The 19,577-nt window shown below is 67.0% G+C and carries 15 protein-coding genes and 1 tRNA gene; 13 read left to right on the forward strand and 3 right to left on the reverse strand.

Translation table 11 applies throughout. From position 1 onward, the window contains the following. The first annotated feature begins 133 nt into the window (after positions 1 to 133). From C8267_RS06045 to C8267_RS06110, 13 genes are all read left to right on the forward strand, one after another. On the forward strand, positions 134 to 727 hold the full coding sequence (locus C8267_RS06045) for a DUF6549 family protein (RefSeq protein WP_106634024.1): 594 nt from the start codon (positions 134 to 136) through the stop codon (positions 725 to 727). A gap of 470 nt (positions 728 to 1,197) precedes the next feature. Further along, positions 1,198 to 1,668: a pantetheine-phosphate adenylyltransferase gene (gene coaD, locus C8267_RS06055; protein ID WP_087362273.1), complete on the forward strand. Its 471-nt coding sequence runs from the start codon at positions 1,198 to 1,200 to the stop codon at positions 1,666 to 1,668. Positions 1,669 to 1,804: 136 nt separating this feature from the next. Continuing rightward, a complete protein-coding gene (gene lpxD / locus C8267_RS06060; RefSeq protein WP_106634025.1) occupies positions 1,805 to 2,848 on the forward strand; it encodes a UDP-3-O-(3-hydroxymyristoyl)glucosamine N-acyltransferase in 1,044 nt (347 codons plus the stop codon). A gap of 2 nt (positions 2,849 to 2,850) precedes the next feature. Beyond that, the gene (locus C8267_RS06065; protein ID WP_106634026.1) at positions 2,851 to 3,882 is read left to right on the forward strand and encodes a thioredoxin-like domain-containing protein; all 1,032 of its coding nucleotides are present in this window, start codon (positions 2,851 to 2,853) and stop codon (positions 3,880 to 3,882) included. Positions 3,883 to 3,932: 50 nt separating this feature from the next. Beyond that, positions 3,933 to 5,018: a TlpA disulfide reductase family protein gene (locus C8267_RS06070; RefSeq protein WP_106634027.1), complete on the forward strand. Its 1,086-nt coding sequence runs from the start codon at positions 3,933 to 3,935 to the stop codon at positions 5,016 to 5,018. Positions 5,019 to 5,020: 2 nt separating this feature from the next. Further along, positions 5,021 to 5,638, forward strand: a complete 618-nt coding sequence (gene ruvC, locus C8267_RS06075; protein ID WP_374045527.1) for a crossover junction endodeoxyribonuclease RuvC — start codon at positions 5,021 to 5,023, stop codon at positions 5,636 to 5,638. A 29-nt stretch (positions 5,639 to 5,667) separates the two neighbouring features. Then, complete coding sequence (locus C8267_RS06080; protein WP_106634028.1) at positions 5,668 to 6,717, forward strand: TlpA disulfide reductase family protein; 1,050 nt, start codon at positions 5,668 to 5,670, stop codon at positions 6,715 to 6,717. Between the two features lie 520 nt (positions 6,718 to 7,237). Next, positions 7,238 to 7,311, forward strand: a tRNA-Arg gene (locus C8267_RS06085). 331 nt (positions 7,312 to 7,642) lie between these two features. Further along, entirely contained in the window at positions 7,643 to 9,235 is a 1,593-nt protein-coding gene (locus C8267_RS06090; protein ID WP_087362278.1) for a thiamine pyrophosphate-dependent enzyme, read from the forward strand. A gap of 76 nt (positions 9,236 to 9,311) precedes the next feature. After that, complete coding sequence (locus C8267_RS06095; protein WP_087362279.1) at positions 9,312 to 9,899, forward strand: indolepyruvate oxidoreductase subunit beta; 588 nt, start codon at positions 9,312 to 9,314, stop codon at positions 9,897 to 9,899. Beyond that, complete coding sequence (locus C8267_RS06100) at positions 9,896 to 11,206, forward strand: aminotransferase class I/II-fold pyridoxal phosphate-dependent enzyme (protein WP_106634029.1); 1,311 nt, start codon at positions 9,896 to 9,898, stop codon at positions 11,204 to 11,206. Before C8267_RS06095 ends, C8267_RS06100 begins: the two co-directional genes overlap by 4 nt. Positions 11,207 to 11,299: 93 nt before the next feature. Then, a complete protein-coding gene (locus C8267_RS06105) occupies positions 11,300 to 12,595 on the forward strand; it encodes an acetyl-CoA hydrolase/transferase family protein (protein WP_087362281.1) in 1,296 nt (431 codons plus the stop codon). Positions 12,596 to 12,987: 392 nt separating this feature from the next. After that, positions 12,988 to 13,641, forward strand: a complete 654-nt coding sequence (locus C8267_RS06110) for an HAD family hydrolase (protein WP_106634030.1) — start codon at positions 12,988 to 12,990, stop codon at positions 13,639 to 13,641. Between the two features lie 79 nt (positions 13,642 to 13,720). Here C8267_RS06110 and C8267_RS06115 read toward each other — a convergent pair whose 3' ends face one another. The 3 genes from C8267_RS06115 to C8267_RS06125 are packed head-to-tail and all read right to left on the reverse strand — an operon-like array spanning position 13,721 to position 19,563. Next, positions 13,721 to 15,892 (reverse strand): S46 family peptidase, encoded by a 2,172-nt coding sequence (locus C8267_RS06115; RefSeq protein WP_106634031.1) that lies wholly within the window; start codon positions 15,890 to 15,892, stop codon positions 13,721 to 13,723. Between the two features lie 54 nt (positions 15,893 to 15,946). After that, a complete protein-coding gene (locus C8267_RS06120; RefSeq protein WP_106634032.1) occupies positions 15,947 to 17,920 on the reverse strand; it encodes a 4Fe-4S binding protein in 1,974 nt (657 codons plus the stop codon). 41 nt (positions 17,921 to 17,961) lie between these two features. Further along, positions 17,962 to 19,563 (reverse strand): fimbrillin family protein, encoded by a 1,602-nt coding sequence (locus C8267_RS06125; protein ID WP_106634033.1) that lies wholly within the window; start codon positions 19,561 to 19,563, stop codon positions 17,962 to 17,964. Positions 19,564 to 19,577: the final 14 nt, after the last annotated feature.

Raw genomic sequence — 19,577 nt, forward strand, 5'->3', positions numbered from 1 at the left:
GGCCATCCCGGACCATCCCATCCCGGGCCGCCACATGCCGCCGTACGCCTGGCACGGCACCTTCATTTTTTCTGAAAAAAGTGGAAACCGAAGCGGCGCCGGCGACCCTACCTTTGCGGAAAACCAACCCTCCATGAATCGTTATCTGCTGCTCTACGCCCTGGTGCTGACGGGGCTCGTACTCCTGTTGTGGCCCCGCCAGCGGGCCGAAATCCGCCGCCTGACCCAGAATCAGAGTGCCCTGGCGAGCCAGGTGGGCCACTACCGCACGCGGCTCGACGAGGAGGCCGCCTCGGCCCAGGTGCTGCGGCTGCGCGCCGCCGAATTCGAGGAGCTGCGCGCCGCCGATGCCGAGCGCATCCGCCAGATGGGCATCCGCATCCGCCGCCTCGAGGCCGCCTCGAAGAGCGTCACCGCAACGCGGCTGGAGCTCCACGCCCCGCTGCGCGAGACGGTGCGCGTCGCCCTGCGCGACACGCTCGTCGTGCGCGACACCGTGCGCCTCTTCCGCTGGCGCGACGCCTGGGTGACGGTCGAGGGGATGCTCCGCGACGACTCGGTCGCCTGCCGCGTCGAGAGCGTCGACACGCTGCGGCAGGTCGTCCACCGCATCCCCCGCCGCTTCCTCTTCATCCGCTGGGGTACGAAGGCGCTGCGGCAGGAGATTGTCTCGTCGAACCCCCACACGCGGATTGTCTACACCGAGCAGGTCCGCATCGAGCGCTGAGGAACTGCCGCCCGAACCCCCAAGCCCAAGCCCGACCCTGCCGTCTTGCCGCGGCAGCCGAAGCCCCGGGTTGCCCGCCGCGCCGCCTCTTCCACGCCGGAGGCCGAACGCGGCACCCGCTCCGCACGCCACCCCACACCGGCCCGGCCTTCCCGGAGACACGCCCGGGGACCGACACCCGGAAGCCTCCTTCCGGGGTTGCAATTCCTTTCTCTTATACACATCGCCGAGACCACGCGACCGTACTAGCACTCGTATGCCGTCTTCTGCTCGTACAAGAAATCGTAGGCAGACTCGTGCTTGCCCAACAACACACCCANGAGGTAGTCGGCGATGTCGATTCCTTCGGGGAGGAACTCCTCGACCGAGCGGCCGAACGAGAGCACCTCGCGCACGGTCGACGAGGCGATGTCGGCCACGGGGGCCGGCGGGCATTGCGCTTTCCATATTGTTGTGTATATTTGCGGAATATGGAACGGACAGCGATTTTCCCGGGGTCCTTCGACCCCTTCACCCGCGGCCATGCGGCGCTGGTCGAGACGGCCCTCAACCTCTTCGACCGCATCGTCATCGGCATCGGGAACAACACGGCCAAGCAGGGGCTGCTCAAGGTCGAGAACCGCAAGCGCCTCATCGACGACATCTACCGCGGCAACGACCGCGTCGAGGCGCGCATCTACACCGGACTGACGGGCGAATTCGCCGAGCAGGTGGGTGCCTGCGCCATCATCCGCGGCGTCCGCAACACGACCGACTTCGAGTACGAGCGGACGATGGAGGCGACCAACCACCGCATCTACCCCGCGCTGACGACCGTGATGCTCTTTACGCCGGCCCCCGTGGCCGACATCGCCTCGTCGACCGTGCGCGAGGTGCTCTCGTTCGGCCGCTCGGTCGAGGAGTTCCTCCCCGAAGGAATCGACATCGCCGACTACCTCTGAGCACCGCGGTGCGGCCCGGGCAACCGGCCGCGCCCCGCAACACCGGCCCCGGAGGCGCACCCGGCGCACAGGAGGCGCCGCAAACCGCACAAAGCACAAAACACAAAACAGCAAAACCAATAAACCGAAATAGACTATGATGGAATTTACCGCCGAAATGATTGCCGGCTTCCTCGGAGGCGACATCGTGGGCGACAAGCAGGCCACCGTGCACACCGTCTCATCGATTGAGGAGGGCAAGGCCGGTTCGCTCGCCTACCTGACCAACCCCAAATACGAGCCCTTCCTCTACACGACCCAGGCCAGCATCGTGCTGGTGAACCGCTCGTTCACCCCCTCGCAGCCCGTCGCCGCCACGCTCATCCGCGTCGACGACGCCGGAGCCTGCGTGCTGAAGCTGCTCGAGATGTACAACGCCGCCAAGCCCCGCAAGGAGGGCATCAGCCGCCTGGCCTCCATCGCCGAGAGCGCACGCGTGGGCGAGAAGTGCTACATCGGCGACTTCGCGGTCGTCGAGCGCGGCGTGGAAATCGGCGCCGGCTGCCAGATTTACCCCCAGGTCTACCTGGGCGACGGCGTCCGCATCGGCGAGGGGACGATTCTCTACCCGGGCGTCAAAATCTACGAGGGGTGCGTCGTGGGACGCAACTGCATCCTCCACGCCGGTGCCGTCATCGGCGCCGACGGCTTCGGCTTCATGCCCAACGCCGAGGGGGGCTTCGACAAGATTCCGCAGCTGGGCAACGTCATCATCGAGGACAACGTCGAGATTGGCGCCAACACCTGCATCGACCGCGCCAAGACCGACTCGACCATCATCCGCCGCGGCGTGAAGCTCGACAACCTGATTCAAATCGGCCACAACGTCCAAATCGGCGAGAACACCGTATCGTCGGCCCAGACCGGCATCGCCGGCACCTCGAAGGTGGGCAGCAACTGCTTCCTGGCCGGGCAGGTGGGCATTGCCGACCACGTCACCATCGGCAACAACGTCAAGGTGGGTTCGAAGAGCGGTCTGGACAAGAACGTGCCCGACAACGAAATCCGCTTCGGCTACCCGGCCCTCCCGGGCATGCAGTACCACCGTGCGGCCAACATCTTCAAGCGTCTGCCCGAGCTCGACAGCCGGGTCCGCACGCTCGAAAAGGAGCTCGCCGCGCTCACCCGAAAGGAGGAGTAGCCATGCAACGCATGCTCTGCTTGCTGCTGGCGGCCGCGGCACTCTGCGGCTGCGCCGACGGAGAGCGCTACCGGCTCAGCGGCTCGGTGGAGGGGGCCGAAGGGGTGCTTCTGCTGACGAACCTCTGCACGTCGGAGGTCGATTCGGCCCGCGTCGACCCGAAGGGGCGCTTCCGCTTCGAGGGGCGGCTGAGCGAGGCGGCCCCGGCGCTGCTCCGCTCCGCCGACGGACGGTTCGCCACGCGGCTCTTCCTCGAGCCGGGCTCGATTGAGCTGAGCGGCCGGGCCTCGGAACCGATGGGCATCCGCCCCGCGGGGACGCCGGCCAACGAGGCGCTCGGCCGTCTGCGCGACAGCGTGACGCTCATCTCGCACCTCGCCTTCGAACGGCAGGATTCGGCCTACCGGGCCCTCGAACGGCGCTGCATGGAGGCCAACCGCGACAACCTGCTGGGGGCTACGCTCCTGAGCTACAACATCGCCGAGGAGCTCTCGCCGCGCGAAGTGCTCGCCTGCATCGACCGCTTCCCCGCCCGGATGCAGCAGCACCGGCTGCTCGCCGAGCTGAAGCAGCGGGCGCTCCAGGCGCTGAAGAGCGAGCCGGGCGAGCCCTACACCGAAATCGTGCAGCCGGCGCCCGACGGCACGCCGCTCAGCTTGCGGGAAACGGTCCAAAAGCCCTCGAACCGCTACGTGCTGGTCGAGTTCTGGGCCTCGTGGTGCGGTCCCTGCATGAAGGAGGTCCCCTATCTGAAGCAGGCCTACGAGCGCTACCGCCCGCTGGGGCTCGAAATCTACGCCGTCTCGTTCGACCGCGACCGCGACGCCTGGCTCGGGGCCATCCGGCAGCATGACCTGCGGTGGCTCCAGGTGAGCGAACTGAAACACTTCGACAACTCGGCGGCGCACGACTACGCCATCCGGAGCATCCCGTCGAACCTGCTCATCGATACGCAGAGCGGCACAATCGTCGACAGGAACCTGCGCGGCGAGCGGCTCGAGCGGCGGCTCGAGGAGCTCATGGGGCAGCACTGACCCCGGCTCCGCCCAAACACGAACCAAGAAAAAACAACACGAAAAACGCCATGAAAAAAACACTCATCTTCGCAGCCGCACTGCTTGCATGCGCCTGCTCCACGGACAAATACACCATCCAGGGCAACATCGAGGGAGCCGAGGGCTACCTCTACCTGAGCAACGGCGAGACGGTGGTTGACTCGACGGCCGTCAAGGAGGGGGCCTTCCGCTTCGAGGGCAAGGCCACGACGCCCCAGGCGCTCTACCTGACCGACAACCGCGACCTGGCGCAGGCCACCTTCCTCGCACCGCTCTTCATCGAGCCGGGTGACATCCGCCTGGGCGGCACGCCCGAGGCGCCCTTCTTCACGGGCACCCCGGCCAACGACGGCTACGCCACCTACACGGGCCGCCAGCGCGCGCTGCTCGACGAGTACCGCAACCCCGCCACGGCCGAAGAGCGCCGCGCAGCCATCGAGCAGGAGTACGACGCCCTGAACCGCGAGTGCTTCGCCGCCAACGGCGACAACCTCTTCGGCGCGGTGCTGCTCAACGACATGCAGTACGACCTGACGGGGGCCGAGCTGCTCGAGAAAATCGCCGCCTTCCCCCAGCCGCTGCAGCAGGCCGAGATGCTCGTCAAGCTGCACGAGCAGGCGCTCAAGAAGTCGAAGACCGACCCCGGACAGCCCTACATCAACATCATCCAGTGCAACCCCGAGCGCGAAATCGTCTCGCTCTCGTCGGTGCTCGAGCGTCCCGAGGTCAGCTACGTACTGGTCGACTTCTGGGCCTCGTGGTGCGGTCCCTGCATGGGTGAGGTGCCCTATCTGAAGCAGGCCTATGCCGCCTACCACGACCGCGGATTCGAAATCTACGGCGTCTCGTTCGACAACAACGAGCAGAAGTGGCTCGACGCCATCCGCGACAACGGGATGAACTGGGTACACGTGAGCGACCTCAACGGCTTCGACAACCCCGCCGCACGCGACTACGCCGTGCAGGGCATCCCCTCGAACTTCCTGCTCGACAAGAAGGGCACCATCCTTGCCACCAACCTGCGCGGCGAGGCGCTGGCCGAGAAGCTGGCCGAGCTGTTCGACGGGCCGGCAGCAGCCGCCACCGAAGCCCCGGCCGAGGCAAAGGGCGAATGACGATGCCGCCGGTCGGGAAATACCGCATCATGGGCATCGACCCGGGAACCAACTACACGGGCTACGGCATCCTCGAGGTCGAGGGGCGGCAGCTGCGTTCGGTGGTGCTGGGCGCCATCGACCTGCACCGGATGGAGGACCCCTACGTCAAGCTGCGCTACATCTTCGAGCGCGTGGGGGCGCTGGCCGACGAGTACGCCCCGCGCGAGGTGGCGCTCGAGTCGCCCTTCTTCGGCGAGAACGTGCAGTCGATGCTCAAGCTGGGACGGGCCCAGGGGGTGGCGATGGCCGCCGCGCTGAGCCGCGGGCTGCAGGTCTTCGAGTATGCCCCCTCGCGCATCAAGCAGAGCATCACGGGGCTCGGCTCGGCCACCAAGGAGCAGGTCGCAGCCATCGTGCAGCGCACGCTCCGGCTCGACACCATCCCCAGCCGGCTCGACGCCACCGACGGCATGGCCGTCGCCCTGTGCCACTACTTCGCCTCGGCCAGCCCGCTGCTGGCAGCCATGGGTGACGAGCGGGTCAAGGGGCTCGGCGGCGGCAAGAAGGCCGCCTCGCGGCGGGGCTCCGAGAGCTGGGAGCAGTTTCTGCGCGAACATCCCGAGCGCAAGGTAAAGTAGAGAACCGAGAACACAAAAATGATATCACGATGAAACAGACCCTTTTTGCACTCCTGGCCGCCGTGCTGCTGAGCAGCTGCGGAGGCTCCACCTGCACGCTCACGGGCAAGCTGGAGCTCACGCCGGGGGATTCGCTCTTCCTCGTGGCGGCCGACCGCGACCGCACGGAGCTGGGCTACGCCCTCGTGGAGCAGGACAGCAGCTTCACCATCCGCCATCGCGCGGCCGAGCCCGCCATAGCGATGCTGACCAACAAGTTCCGCGCGCCGATGCTCATGCTCTTCGTCGAGCCGGGCGACATCACCGTCACCCGCTCGCAGGCCGGCTACCGCGCCGAGGGAACCCCCTCGAACGACCGCTTCAACAGCTTCAACGAGCAGATGGCCGCCCTCCAGCAGGAGTTCTTCGCCCTGGGGCCCCAGCCCGACTCGGTGCAGACGGCCGCGCTGCAGCAGCGGCTCGACCGGCTGGTCAGCCAGAGCGTCGATGCCAACCTCGACAACCTGCTGGGCGTCTACCTCTTCACCAACGCCGAACTGCCGAAGCTGACGACGGCCGAGGGGCGCGAGCGCATGGCCCGCTTCTCGGAGGCGATGCAGGCGCACCCCATGATGCAGGAGGCGCTCCGCGGCATCGAGGCGGCCGAGAATACCGAAATCGGCAAGCCCTACATGGAGCTCACGCTCCGCAACACGGCCGGCGAGCAGAGCTCGCTGTCGAGCCTCGTGGGTCCGGGCAAGTGGGTGCTCATCGACTTCTGGGCCACGTGGTGCCCGCCCTGCATTGCGGAGATTCCCCATCTGTCGGAGGCCTACGCCGCCTACCACGACCGCGGATTCGAAATCTACGGCGTCTCGCTCGACAACGACCAGGCACGCTGGAAGCACTACGTCTCGACGCACGACATGCCCTGGACCAATGTGATTGCCGTCGAGGGTGACAAGAGCAGCCCGGCGGCCGAGCAGTACGGCATCCGCACGATACCGACCAACTTCCTCCTCTCGCCCGAGGGGACAATCGTCGCCCGCGACCTGCGGGGCGAGGCGCTGGCCGAGAAGCTGGCCGAGGTCATCCGATAGCGCCCGCGTCGGCACATCGCTTCGGGAGGCGGCCCCACACGGGTGCCGCCTTCCTTTTATTATTATAGCGCCGACAGCAACCGGACAGGCAGTTCGCGGAACGGGCGAAGCGCCGGAGCCGCTCCACAGAGCGCGGGCCGCTCCGCAGAGCCGGCGGGCCCCCTTGCGGCCAGGTCGTCGAAGGGCGGGTCACACAAGGCGGCGATATGGCGCAGCAAAAGGGAGCCCGAAGAGGCATCGGGGCAAGTTCGAGGCGGTTTCGAGGCTGCTTCGAGACGGCCGGCCACGCAAAAAACCGCGAAAAGGCCAAACGACCCGCCTGCAGGGCAAAAAACCGGGAACCGGCCCGCTGCAACCGGAAACCAGCAGCTGAATATTGTAAATCAAGACATTGCGCCGGAAGCACCTCGCCGGGACAAACGCCCGGGAAAAAGGTTTATTCAAAAATTTCAATATTTTTTCACCAAATATTTGCACAGAATAAAAATCCGCCTTATCTTTGCACTCGCAATAAAGGAAAGGCGCCGTAGCTTAATTGAATAGAGCATCTGACTACGGATCAGAAGGTTACAGGTTTGAGTCCTGTCGGCGTCACAAGGAAGGGGAGCTCATGAAAAGTTTCCCTTCTTGTATTCAGGGGGTGGTCACCACGGTTTCGTGGTGACTTTTTTTATTGTATCCCATCGAGCCGGGCAACGGCACGGAGCGAATGCGGCGCAACGAGAAGCAAGAGCGGCGCCGCGGCGGGAAACCGTCCATGAAGAGCCGCACGCCCCATCGCATCCGTCGGGCGCCTTTAACGAATAAGGCCGGAGCTCCTGCTACTTTTAAACAATTCGGGGTCTATTTCTAATAATTTGTCATCGGACGTTGCCATTTTGCAAAAAATTGCTAATTTTGTAGCATCTGGCTAAAAACTCAACCTATGACACATCGCGAACTACTACTCGGAGACGAAGCTCTCGCGCTGGGAGCCCTCCACGCGGGTCTGTCGGGCGTCTACGCCTACCCGGGTACCCCCTCGACCGAAATCACCGAATACATCCAGGGCAGCGCCCTCGCCAAGGAGCGGGGCGTCCACTGCCTCTGGTCGACCAACGAAAAGACCGCCATGGAGGAGGCCCTCGGCATGTCGTTCGCCGGCAAGCGGGCGCTGGTCTGCATGAAGCACGTGGGCATGAACGTGGCGGCCGACGCCTTCGTCAACTCCGGCATGACGGGCGCCAACGGCGGCCTGGTGGTCGTGGCGGCAGACGACCCCTCGATGCACTCCTCGCAGAACGAGCAGGACTCGCGCTTCTACGGCAAGTTCTCGTTCATCCCCGTCTTCGAGCCCTCGTCGCAGCAGGAGGCCTACGAGATGGTGCAGGAGGCCTTCGAATTCTCGGAGCGCCACGGCATTCCCGTACTGATGCGCCTGACCACCCGCATGGCCCACTCGCGCGCCGTGGTCGAGGTGAGGGAGCCCAAGGCCCAGAACGAACTGCACTACCCCGCCCAGACGCGGCAGTGGGTGCTCATGCCGGGCAACTCGCGCAACCGCTACAAGAAGCTCCTCGAGGAGTATGCGGCCTGTGAGCGCGAAGCCGTCGAGAGCCGCTTCAACCCCTGCACCGAGGGGAGTGACACCTCGATGGGCATCATTGCCTGCGGCATCGGCTACAACTACCTGATGGAGAACTACCCCGACGGATGCCCCTATCCGGTGCTCAAGATTTCGCAATACCCCGTGCCCGCGGAGCAAATCCGCCGCATGGCCGAGAAGTGCCGCTCGCTCCTGGTCATCGAGGAGGGTCAGCCGCTGGTCGAGGAGTCGCTGCGCGGCATCCTGCCCGCACCGCTGCCCATCCGCGGCCGCATGACGGGCGAACTGCCCCGCACGGGCGAGCTGACGCCCGACTGCGTACGCGCAGCGCTCGGACTGCCCCCGCTGGAGGCCCACGCCGCCAGTGAGATTGTCGTTCCGCGTCCGCCCGCCCTCTGCCAAGGCTGCGGCCACCGCGACATGTACACGGCACTCAAGGAGGTGGTCGAGGAGTTCGACCATGCCAAGGTCTTCAGCGACATCGGCTGCTACACGCTCGGCTGGCTCGCCCCGTTCCACGCCATCGACACCTGCGTCGACATGGGCGCCTCGATTACGATGGCCAAGGGTGCCGCCGACGCCGGACAGCACCCCTCCATCGCCGTCATCGGCGACTCGACCTTCACCCACTCGGGCATGACGGGTCTGCTCGACGCCGTGAACGAGAAGAGCCCCATCACCATCATCATCTCCGACAACCTCACCACCGGCATGACGGGCGGTCAGGATTCGGCCGGCACGGGACGCCTCGAGCAGATTTGCGCCGGCATCGGCGTCGAGCCCGAGCACATCCGCGTGGTGGTGCCCCTGCCGCGCAACCGCGAGGAGATGAAACGCATCATCCGCGAGGAGATTGCCTACCCCGGCGTGTCGGTCATCATCCCGCGCCGCGAGTGCATCCAGACGGCCAAACGTCACAACGCCAAGAAATAAACCGCATCCGGAGAGGCGCGCACCGGACGGCAACTCCATCCGGTGCGGCTCCCCGGAACAAAACGAAGAGCATCCCATGAAAAAAGACATCATACTTTCGGGCGTCGGCGGACAGGGCATCCTCTCCATCGCCGCTATCATCGGCAAGGCGGCCCTCAACGAAGGGCTCCGCATCAAGCAGGCCGAAGTTCACGGCATGAGCCAGCGCGGCGGCGACGTGCAGTCGAATCTGCGCATCAGCTCCGAGCCCATCGCCTCGGACCTCATTCCGCAGGGAGGGGCCGACATCATCATCTCGCTCGAGCCGATGGAGGCGCTACGCTACCTGCCCTGGCTCTCGGCCGACGGCTGGGTCATCACCAACACCACCCCCTTCGTCAACATCCCGAACTACCCCGAGAACGAGGCGCTGGAGGGTGAACTGAAGCGTCTGCCCCACGTCGTGGCACTCGACGTCGACGCACTGGCCCGCCAGGCGGCTTCGCCCCGTGCGGCCAACATCGTGCTGCTGGGCGCCGCCGCGCCCTTCCTCGGTCTGGAGGCCGAGAAGCTCGAGCAGGGCATCCGCGACATCTTCGCACGCAAGGGCGACGCGGTGGTCGAGACGAACCTCGCCGCCTTCCGCGCCGGATACGAACACGCACTCAAAACGGCCCGGCGATGAACATCCCCTTTGAACACTCCGTGCTCGACTCCGCGCTGGAGCGCATGGACATCGCCGACATCGCCCAGGCGACCATCCGCCAGTCGGGCGACATCGCACGCCTGATGGAGCAGGCCACCGGAACGGAGTTCATCCACCTCGAGATGGGCGTACCGGGGCTTCCGCCCGAGAAGGTGGGCGTCGAGGCCGAATGCGAGGCGCTGCACCGCGGCGTGGCGTCGCAGTATCCCAACATGTACGGCATCGAGCCGCTCAAGGAGGAGGCTTCGCGCTTCATCCGCGCCTTCCTGGACATCGAGGTGAGCCCCCGCGGCTGCATCCCCACCGTCGGTTCGATGCAGGGGAGCTTCACCCTCTTCCAGCTCTGCTCGCAGCTCGACCCCAAGCGGAACACGATTCTCTTCATCGACCCCGGATTCCCCGTGCAGCGCAGTCAGACGCGCATTCTGGGCATTCCGAGCGTCTCGTTCGACATCTACGACTACCGTGCCGAGAAGCTGGGGCCCAAGCTCGAGAGCTTCCTGCGCGAGGGCAACATCGCCGCCATCGTCTACTCGAACCCCAACAACCCGGCGTGGATTTGCCTCACGGAGGAGGAGCTGCGCACGGTGGGAGAGCTGGCTACGAAGTACGACGCCGTGGTCATCGAGGATTTGGCCTACCTCTGCATGGACTTCCGCAAGCCGCTGGGACACCCCTTCCAGGCGCCCTTCCAGGCGACGGTGGCCCGCTATACGAAGAACTACATCCTGATGCTCTCGGCTTCGAAAATCTTCAGCTACGCCGGCCAGCGCATCGCCATCGCGGCCATCTCGGACGGCCTCTTCCACCGCGAATACCCCGAGCTGCGCCGCCGCTACGGCATCGCACGGCTGGGTGACGCCTACGTGCTGACGTTCCTCTACGCCGCCTCGTCCGGTACGAGCCACTCGGCGCAGCACGCCCTGGCGGCCATGTTCCGCGCGGCGGCCGACGGCCGGCTCAACTTCGTCGAGGAGACCTCGGAGTACGCCCGCCGCGCCCACCTGACCAAAGAGGCCTTCACGCGCCACGGCTTCCGCATCGTCTACGACCACGACCTGGGCGAACCGGTGAGCGACGGATTCTTCTACACCATCGGCTACGGCTCGATGTCGAGCGCCGAGCTGCTGAGCGAACTGCTGCTCTACGGTGTCTGCGCCATCTCGCTCACCTCGACGGGCAGCCAGCAGCCGGGCATCCGCGTCTGCATCTCGCAGATGAACCGACCCGACCAGTTCGAGGAGCTCGACCGGCGTCTGGCCCTCTTCGAGCGCGACCATCGATAAAAACGACCGCGCGGAGGCGGGGCAGCCCCGTCCATCCGGGCCCCCGCCTCCGCCGTCAACTCCCATAACACACAGCAAGAGAAAACCATCCGCATGAAATACACGACAGCCGCCGAGGCGGTGCGCCTCATCCAATCCCACAGCAGCGTCTACATCCAGGGAAGCACCTCGATTCCCGAAACGCTGGTCCGCGCCATGGCCGACCGCGCCGGGGAGCTCACCGACGTGAAGGTCTACTCGGCCTTCGCCGTGGGTGCCTTCGACGCCCCCTACTGCAAGCCCGAGAACCGGGAGAGCTTCCTGGTCAACAGCCTCTTCGTGGCCAACAACATCCGCCGCTGGCTCGCCGAGGGCTACGGACAGAGCATCCCCGCCTTCCTGGGCGAGATTCCCGCCATGTTCCGCGACGGAACGCTGCCGGTCGACGTGGCGCTGCTCAACCTCTCGCAGCCCAACGAGGAGGGCTACTGCTCGTTCGGAGTCTCGGCCGACCTGGCCGTCTCGGCCGCCGAGTGCGCCCACACGCTCATCGGCCAAATCAACAAGGCGATGCCCTTCTCCTACGGCGACGCCGTGATTCACATCTCGAAGCTGGCCGCCGCCGTTGAGGTCGACGACCCGCTGGTCGAGGTGCCGACGGCCGTGCCGAGCGATGCCGAACGGCGCATCGGCAACTACATCGCCGAGATGATTCCCGACGGAGCGACGCTCCAGATTGGCGTGGGAGGCATTCCCAACGCCGTGCTGGCGGCGCTCAAGGGGCACAAGCACCTCGGACTGCACACCGAGGCGATGACCGACGGCGTGCTGCCGCTCATCGAAAGCGGCGTCATCGACAACTCGCAGAAGAGCGTCATGCCGGGCATCAGCGTGGCGTCGCTGGCGCTGGGTTCGCGGCGTCTGTACGACTACATGGACTACTGCAAGGAGCTGGTGATGAAGGATGTGGCCTGGACCAACGACCCCTTCCGCATCCGTCAGAACCCCAAGGTGATGGCCATCAACTCGGCCGTCGAGGTGGACCTCACCGGTCAGGTGTGCGCCGATTCGGTCGGCACGCGCATCATCTCGGGCGTCGGCGGGCAGCACGACTTCATGTACGGCGGCGCGCTCTCCGAAGGGGGCAAGACCTTCATCGCCATTCCGTCGACCACCCCCAAGGGGGCCTCGAAAATCAAGGCGCTGCTCACGCCGGGTGCCGGTGTGGTCACCACGCGCCACATGGTGCAGAACATCGTCACCGAGTACGGCGTGGCGCAGCTGCGCGGCCGCAACCTTGCCGAGCGCGCCCGTGCGCTCATCGACATCGCCCACCCCTCGGTGCGCGAGGAGCTGGAGCGGGCGGCGGCCGAGCGTTACGGCTACTCGTTCCTGCGGCTGAAGCACTGAGCGGGACTGCGGAGCGTCCGGTGTGCACGGACGGGTTGAACGGCAGGAGGCTCCGCGCCCGCGCAAACCACGAAGGGAGGGAGCATCGCCCCATACGGGCCGATGCTCCCCCACTCTTTTTCCGGAGGGCCGCACGAGAAGAAGGAGAGGGAAGGCTGAATCGCTGAGGACACCCCTCCGCCGACCCCCTCCGGCAAGGTCCGTTGCCGGAGGAAGCGCCGCCGACCGGCCTACGGAGGAAGCCCGCCGGACGGAAAAGGGACGGAGGGGAGACCGACTGCCGGGAAAAGGGATGGAGGAAAGCCCGTCTGCCGGAAAAACTCAGCCGGTTTCGAAAATCGGAGCCGGATTCCTATCTTTGCACCGCACAACAGAGAACAAACAAGAGAGCCATGCACTGGAGATACATCTTCTTCGACCTCGACGGCACGCTGACCGACCCCATGCTGGGCATCACCCGCTCGGTGCAGTACGCCCTGCGCCACTTCGGCATCGAAGTGACCGACCTGAGCACACTCTGCCCCTTCATCGGGCCGCCGCTCAAGGACTCCTTCCGCGAGTTCTACGGCATGGACGACGCCCGAGCCGAAGAGGCCATCGCCCTCACGCGCGAATACTTCGCCCCGAAGGGCATCTTCGAGAACGAGCTCTACGCCGGCATCACGGAGCTGCTGGAGGAGCTGCACGACGGGGGCGCCCGCATCGCGATGGCCACCTCGAAGCCCTCGCCCTTCGCCCGACAGATTGCGGAGCACTTCGCCATCGACCGCTACTTCGACCTCATCGAGGGGAGCACGCTCGACGGCTCGCGCACGACCAAGAGCGAGGTGCTGCGTCTGGCCGTCGAGGGGCTGGGGGTTCAGGACCCCGCCCGGGCGGTGATGGTGGGCGACCGCCGCTTCGACATCGAGGGGGCCGCCTCGGTGGGCATCGAATCGATTGGGGTGCTCTACGGCTACGGCTCGCGCGAGGAGCTCGAGGCGGCAGGCGCCGGTCATATCGTCGCCGACGTCGGGGAGCTCAGCCGGCTGCTGACCGGCCGCTGACCTGCAGAACGCACTCCGGAAGAGAACAGAGGGGGCCGTCCGATGATGTCGGAGGGCCCCCTCGCGGTTTTAAGGCGCACTACTCGAAGCGCAGTTCGCGCAGCAGCCAATCGGCGCCGGCATAGCGTTCGATGGTCCACATCACGAAGCGGATATCGACGCAGACCGTGCGCGCCAGGTCGGGATGGTACCAGAAGTTTCCGGCCATCGATTCGCGGTTGCCGTCGAAGGCCAGACCGACGAGCCGTCCCCGGGCGTCGAGCACCGGGCTGCCCGAGCTGCCGCCCGTAATGTCGTTGTCCGTGAGGAAGTTGACCGTCAGCACCCCCTCTTCGCCCCACGCACCCCACGCGCCCTCAGAGAGCAGCCGCCGCAGAGTTGAATCGAGGCGGAAGCGCTCATCCCCCGGGTCGTACTTCTCGACAAGACCCGCCGCCGTGCTCCGCCACGAGAGCGACACCCCGTCCGAAGGGGCAAGCGAACGGACACGGCCGTAGCTCAGGCGCATCGTCGAGTTGGCATCGGGATACTGGAGCCGCCCCTCGGCACGGCGGAAGGCGTAGAGGGCCCGCGCGTAGCGCGCCCTGGCTTCGTGCAGGTCGCCCCCGGCGCGGCGTTCGGCCTCGCGTACCGCCCCCGTGAAGCGGGAAACCGAGACCGAGCCGACGAGTTCGACCAGCGCATCCCGGCGAATCTCAGCAAGGGAGCGTCCACCTGCGAAGAAGGCCTCGAAGCGCCGGGCGTCGGAGCAGACCGAACGGTCGAAGGCCTCGGCCGCCATGCGTGCGGCGTCGCCCCCCGCTGCATCGAAGCGTGCCGCCATCGCCTCGCCCCACAACGCGCGGGGGATGCTGTCGGTGAAGCGTTCGGTCATGGCGCTCAGCAGCGCACGGTCGGTTGCGGCGTCGTATCCGCCCTGCAGCGGCGCGGCGATGCGGTGCAGGCTCTGCAGCTCGGCATCCCCCGCACGAAGCGAGTCGCGCCCCTGCCGCTCCAGACGCCCCGCGAGGGCCGCCAGACGGTTGGCCACGAGCCACGCGCGGCTGGCTCCGAACCACGACTCGCGCATGTTGACCAGCTGCCGCTGCGCCGTGCGCCGCGCCGCATAGAGGCGCTGCAGTTCGGCGCAGACATCACCCCAGGCGGCCCTTCGCGCCGAGTCGCCACGGAGCCACGCCGCAAGGCGCCGCTCCTCCTTCGCGCGGCGTGCAACCACGTCGAAGCGCTGCAGGCAGCGGTTCTCCCACCGCGCCAGGTCGGTGAAGTTGCTCAGCGAGAAGTATTCGTCGGCATAGGCGCGCCGCACCTCCCCGCTGCGCTCCATCCGCCGGGCAAGGAGCTGCCGCCGAAGCTGCCGGTTGGCCACCACCACGGGGTTCTCCACCTGCTGCTTCTCGGCCACGGCATACGACGGGGCGTAGCGCTCCGTTCGGCCCGGGTAACCGAGCACCAGGGTGAAATCACCCTCCCGCACCCCGCGCCTCGAGAGCGTCAGCACGCGGCGGGGGTTGAGCGGCCGGTTGCGGGGCGAATAGTCGGCCGGACGGCCCGCCGAGTCGGCATAGACGCGGTAGAGGGCGAAATCGCCCTTGTGCTGCGGCCAGCTCCAGTTGTCGGCATCGCCGCCGAAGGCCCCGACGGAGGCGGGCGGACAGCCCACCAGCCGCACGTCGCGGTAGACCTCGTAGAAGTGGAGCAGGTAGCGCTCGCCGCCCCAGAGCGACGTGCAGCGCACCTCCAGGGTGGAGTCGCCCCCGTAGAGGCGCTCCAGCTCGGCATAGAGCCTGCGCAGCGACATGGGACCCCAGCGCCCCTCGGCCTCCATCCGCGCGCGGAGCTGCCGCGCCTGCCGCGTCACGTCCAGCGTACGGCGCAGGAACCAGACGCTCCGCCCCTCGACGGGAAGCTCCTCCTCGGCCGTACGGGCCCAGAAGCCCGTGCGGAGCAGGTCACGCTCCGAGGTCGAGAGGGCGCAGATGTCGCCGTAGGCGACGTGGTGGTTGGTGATTACCAGTCCACGGTCTGAAATGACGCTTCCGCTCCCCACACCGCCGTCGAAGGCGACCACGGCATCGGAGAGCGACGGGCGCCCTTCGTCGTAGAGCTCGCCCACGTCGAGCCGCAGCCCGGCCGAGTCGAGCCGTGCGGCGAGCCTTCCGTCCAGCGCGTGGACCATCCACATTCCTTCGTCGGCCCGGAGCGGGGCGGAGAGCCCCAGCAGCAGGCCGACGCATATAAACCATCGTTTCATTCGGTAGATTTCGTTTTCATTCGCCGGGGCGGGAGCCTCCGCCCCCGTCCGCAATTATCGTTCGGCGGCCGGCACGGAGTCGATGCTCCGCCCCTCGCGGGTGAAGCGCAGCCGCGGAGCTATCCGCTGCTCGCTGCCGTCGCTCATGCGCACGCGCCACTCGGGGGCTTGGAGCAGTTCGCGCCAAAGCCGCCCGTCGTCCCAGAGCTCCCGCACGTAGTGCAGCCGCACGACGGGCAGCGTATCGCGCAGGGCGAAGTCGACCGCAACGATGCCGTCGGCACACGAGAGGTAGCTCCGGAAGTAGGGAATCTGCTGCCTCAGGGGGAGCTTCTCGAGCCCCGGGCAGGCGAACTCGTAGATGCCCTTGGGGTAGCGCCGGTCGTCGCCCCAGCGCTCGCTGTTGACGCTGAAGGGTCCCGAAAGGCGGGACACCTGGTCGAACATGCGCTCGAGGAACTCGCCGCGCGGAAGCGTGCCCGCACGCTCGAAGCTGCGCAACTCATAGTCGAGCGGGATGTGCCGCTCCCCGTCGCGGGTCGTCAGCACCAGCTCCCGTGCCTCGACCGCCTCGCGCACCTGCTCCCGCGTGAGGGCCGTGCCGGGCAGCGCGTAGAGGGTCACCCGCACCGGGCAGGCGAACTCCGACTCGAAGCCGCAGAGCCCGCCGATGCGGCGGAGCGCCAGGCCGAACCACGCCATGTCCGTCCGGTCGTGGAGCCCCTCGACCCCCAGCCGGTAGCACTCCAGCTCCCCGACCCCGGGCGCGGGCGCGGCGAACTTCTGCCGCACGGGGGTGAAGATGGCCTCGAGGATTTTCACCGTATCGGTCCGCGTCGGGTCGTAGGTCACCTCGACGGCGTGGCGCCGCACGAAGGTCCTTACGCCGCAGACCCCCTCGACACGCTGCATGCGGGCGGCAAAGGCCTTCGACGAGCCGTAGCACTTGATGCTCCGGAGCCCCTCGAGCTCGTAGCGCTGCAGCGGAGTTGCCTCCGACGCGGCGCTGCCCCACTGCTCGTCGATGGTCGGCAGCTCGAAGCGCACGCCGACCCACATCCCCGCCAGCAGGAGCGCCACGGCCGCAAGGGCCGGCAGCCACCTGAGCGAGCGGCGCCCTCCGACGCTCAGCGCCCCCACGGGGCAGGCCGCCAGACAGTCGCCGCACATCGTGCAGTCGATGTGCCGCACCTTCGCCTCGGCGCAGACCGCAATGCCGCAGGGGCAGTGGCGTTCGCAGCGGCCGCAGCCGTTGCAGCGCGCCACGTCGCGGCGCACGTGGAGCAGCGGCACAAGGCGGTCGTGCTGAGAGGCCATCTCCCACAGCGCCCCGCCGCCGCAGAGGAGGACGAGCACCCAGAGCCATGCCCGCGGCACGCCCCAGGCGCCGAGCGCCCAGGCCGCAAGTGCCGCCGCGAGGAGCAGCGGCCAGCGGCGGAAGAGGTTGCTGGCGGCCCCCAGCGGACAAAGATAGCGGCACCAGAACATCCCGACGCAGAGGCTCCCCGCAAGCAGCACGACGAGCATCACGAGCGACATCCAGAGGACGATTTCACCCTCGAAGCCCGTGGCGACGGCGTAGTAGGGGTCCAGCTTGTGGCAGAAGAGCTCGCTCGACGAGAGCGTGAAGTAGAAGACCACGAAGAGCAGCGCATACTTCACCCCGCGCAGCAGCCGGTCCGCAGCGCCCCCCGCCCGCAGTTCGCGCCGCAGCCTGAGCCTCCGGCCCAACCCTCCGAGCCATCCGACGACCGTGCCCACGGGGCAGAGGTAGCCGCAGAAGAGCTTGGCAAGGAGCACGACCCCCGCGGCCAGCGCGAGCCCCATGGCAATCTGGAGCATCGACATCGAGCAGGCCAGCGAGCCGCGGGCCAGATAGGAGCCGAAGGCCTGCAGCCCCCCGAAGGGGCAGTAGGCCTCGACATCCACCCCTTCGCCCGAGAGTTTCGCCCGGAGGATGGTCCCCGCCAGGGCGAGCAGCACGCCCCACTGCAGCAGGAGTTTGGGAAGGTTGGGTTTTCGTTTCATCGGTTATCGTTGTTGGTGTGTGTCGTGTGCCGGGCGCCCCGTCAGAGGTCCTTGACGCAGCGGACAGCCGCCGCGCCGTAGCCCCCCTGGTAGGCCACCGTCAGACGCTTGTAGGTGGTGTTCCACATCGTCATGCCGGCGTAGAACTGGATGTTCTTCAGCCCGCTCGAGGGGTCGTCGGTCGTGTTGTAAAAGAGCTTGTAGCCCGTCGAGCTGGCGAAGTAGCCCATGCCGAACTGCGTCGGGTCGGCCGCCGAGGCGCTGGCCAGGTAGGCGGCCTTGGCCGTGGCCGAGGCGGCGTTGATGGCACCGCAGTTCTGCAGGTTGAAGCCGTCGGCGTTGAGCGCATCGAGCGGCGCACCGGCCTGCGACTGGTCGAAGTAGGGCGATTCGGGGTCCGAAAGCTGTCCGCTGCCGGCACCCGCCAGGCGCAGCCACTCGGCCATCGTCGGGATGTGCCACCCCTCGGGGCAGATGCCGCGGGCGCCCTCGCTGCGGTTGTAGTTCTCGGCCGAGAGGGGTCCATCGAGCCCCAGCAGCACGGGATAGCTGTAGAGCAGGCCGTTCTGCGCCACCAGTCCGGGCGAGGCCGTACGGTTCAGGTCGCACGGATACCAGATGCCGCTGCCGTCCGACGGGTCGCTCGAGACGCTCCGCCCCTGGGGCACGTAGCGCAGGTTCTCGGCCATCCACGTGCGGCCGTCCGCGAGGGTGGCCGTGCGGTAGCGCTCGCCGCCGTATTCGAGCCAGCCCTCCTGCTCCCCGTCGTCGCCGCCGGGAAGGCTCTCTTCGGGGAAGAGCTCGTCGCCATCCTCCCAGCCCGTGATTTCATCCTCGAGCACCACCTCCATCTCGGCGGGCAGGATGCGGACGTTGAGCGTATGGTTCTTGCCCCCCTGCAGCTCGGCCTCGCCGAGCGTATAGGTGCGCGGCCCCTCGGCCGTGGTCACCTCGACCTCCAGCCGCACCGACTGGGGCACCAGCAGCACGTAGTACTTCGCGTCGGCCGTCAGCTCGCGGGCCTTCACCGCCACGGCCGATCCGTCGGGGTCGACGCGGAAGGTGTCGTCCGCAGCGTCGAGCAGACCCCGCCCCACGGCATTGCGCACCACAATCCCGTCAACGGGCGACCCGCTCCGGTTGTCGACGTTGACGATAAGCCGCGCCATGCGGTGGCGGAAGGTCATCCCGACGGCCGATGCGGTCGGCCGCACGTCACTCTTGAGGGCCGTCATCAGGTCCGACGCGGCGTATCCCCCGCCGTTCTGGTCCTCGGCCACCGTGAACGAAGCGGGGAGCGCATCGCCCTCACGGTAAGGATAGCAGGCAAAGAGCGTCGACGTGGCGTTGACATCCTCGTACCAGAGCAGCCCGTCGGCCGAAAGGAAGCGTCCCTGCGAGGCGTCGAAGAGGAAGCGCGCGTTGGAGGCGTAGCGTTCGCCGCCGGAGGTGGTCACGCTGAGGCCGATGGCGTCGCCCTGTTCGAAATCGGTCTCGGTGGCGCGCGACGTCGGGAGCGGCATGCCCACCATCGTGGGGTCGATGACCATCCGTTTCGGGGAGTCGCTTCGCTGCTCCTCCCGCTCGCAGCCGGCCAGCATCAGTGCGGCCAGCAGCGCGAAGGTGTAAATCCGTTTCATCATGTGGATTCGTTTTA

It is taken from the genome of Alistipes sp. Marseille-P5061 (assembly GCF_900290115.1).
GTDB classification, from domain to species: domain Bacteria; phylum Bacteroidota; class Bacteroidia; order Bacteroidales; family Rikenellaceae; genus Alistipes; species Alistipes excrementigallinarum.

Excerpts from the sequence above, each read along its gene's own strand:
- C8267_RS06045 (WP_106634024.1), top strand. The coding sequence starts at position 134 with ATGAATCGTTATCTGCTGCTCTACGCCCTGGTGCTGACGGGGCTCGTA.
- coaD (WP_087362273.1), top strand. The coding sequence starts at position 1,198 with ATGGAACGGACAGCGATTTTCCCGGGGTCCTTCGACCCCTTCACCCGC.
- lpxD (WP_106634025.1), top strand. The coding sequence starts at position 1,805 with ATGATGGAATTTACCGCCGAAATGATTGCCGGCTTCCTCGGAGGCGAC.
- C8267_RS06065 (WP_106634026.1), top strand. The coding sequence starts at position 2,851 with ATGCAACGCATGCTCTGCTTGCTGCTGGCGGCCGCGGCACTCTGCGGC.
- C8267_RS06070 (WP_106634027.1), top strand. The coding sequence starts at position 3,933 with ATGAAAAAAACACTCATCTTCGCAGCCGCACTGCTTGCATGCGCCTGC.
- ruvC (WP_374045527.1), top strand. The coding sequence starts at position 5,021 with ATGCCGCCGGTCGGGAAATACCGCATCATGGGCATCGACCCGGGAACC.
- C8267_RS06080 (WP_106634028.1), top strand. The coding sequence starts at position 5,668 with ATGAAACAGACCCTTTTTGCACTCCTGGCCGCCGTGCTGCTGAGCAGC.
- C8267_RS06090 (WP_087362278.1), top strand. The coding sequence starts at position 7,643 with ATGACACATCGCGAACTACTACTCGGAGACGAAGCTCTCGCGCTGGGA.
- C8267_RS06095 (WP_087362279.1), top strand. The coding sequence starts at position 9,312 with ATGAAAAAAGACATCATACTTTCGGGCGTCGGCGGACAGGGCATCCTC.
- C8267_RS06100 (WP_106634029.1), top strand. The coding sequence starts at position 9,896 with ATGAACATCCCCTTTGAACACTCCGTGCTCGACTCCGCGCTGGAGCGC.
- C8267_RS06105 (WP_087362281.1), top strand. The coding sequence starts at position 11,300 with ATGAAATACACGACAGCCGCCGAGGCGGTGCGCCTCATCCAATCCCAC.
- C8267_RS06110 (WP_106634030.1), top strand. The coding sequence starts at position 12,988 with ATGCACTGGAGATACATCTTCTTCGACCTCGACGGCACGCTGACCGAC.
- C8267_RS06115 (WP_106634031.1), bottom strand. The coding sequence starts at position 15,892 with ATGAAACGATGGTTTATATGCGTCGGCCTGCTGCTGGGGCTCTCCGCC.
- C8267_RS06120 (WP_106634032.1), bottom strand. The coding sequence starts at position 17,920 with ATGAAACGAAAACCCAACCTTCCCAAACTCCTGCTGCAGTGGGGCGTG.
- C8267_RS06125 (WP_106634033.1), bottom strand. The coding sequence starts at position 19,563 with ATGATGAAACGGATTTACACCTTCGCGCTGCTGGCCGCACTGATGCTG.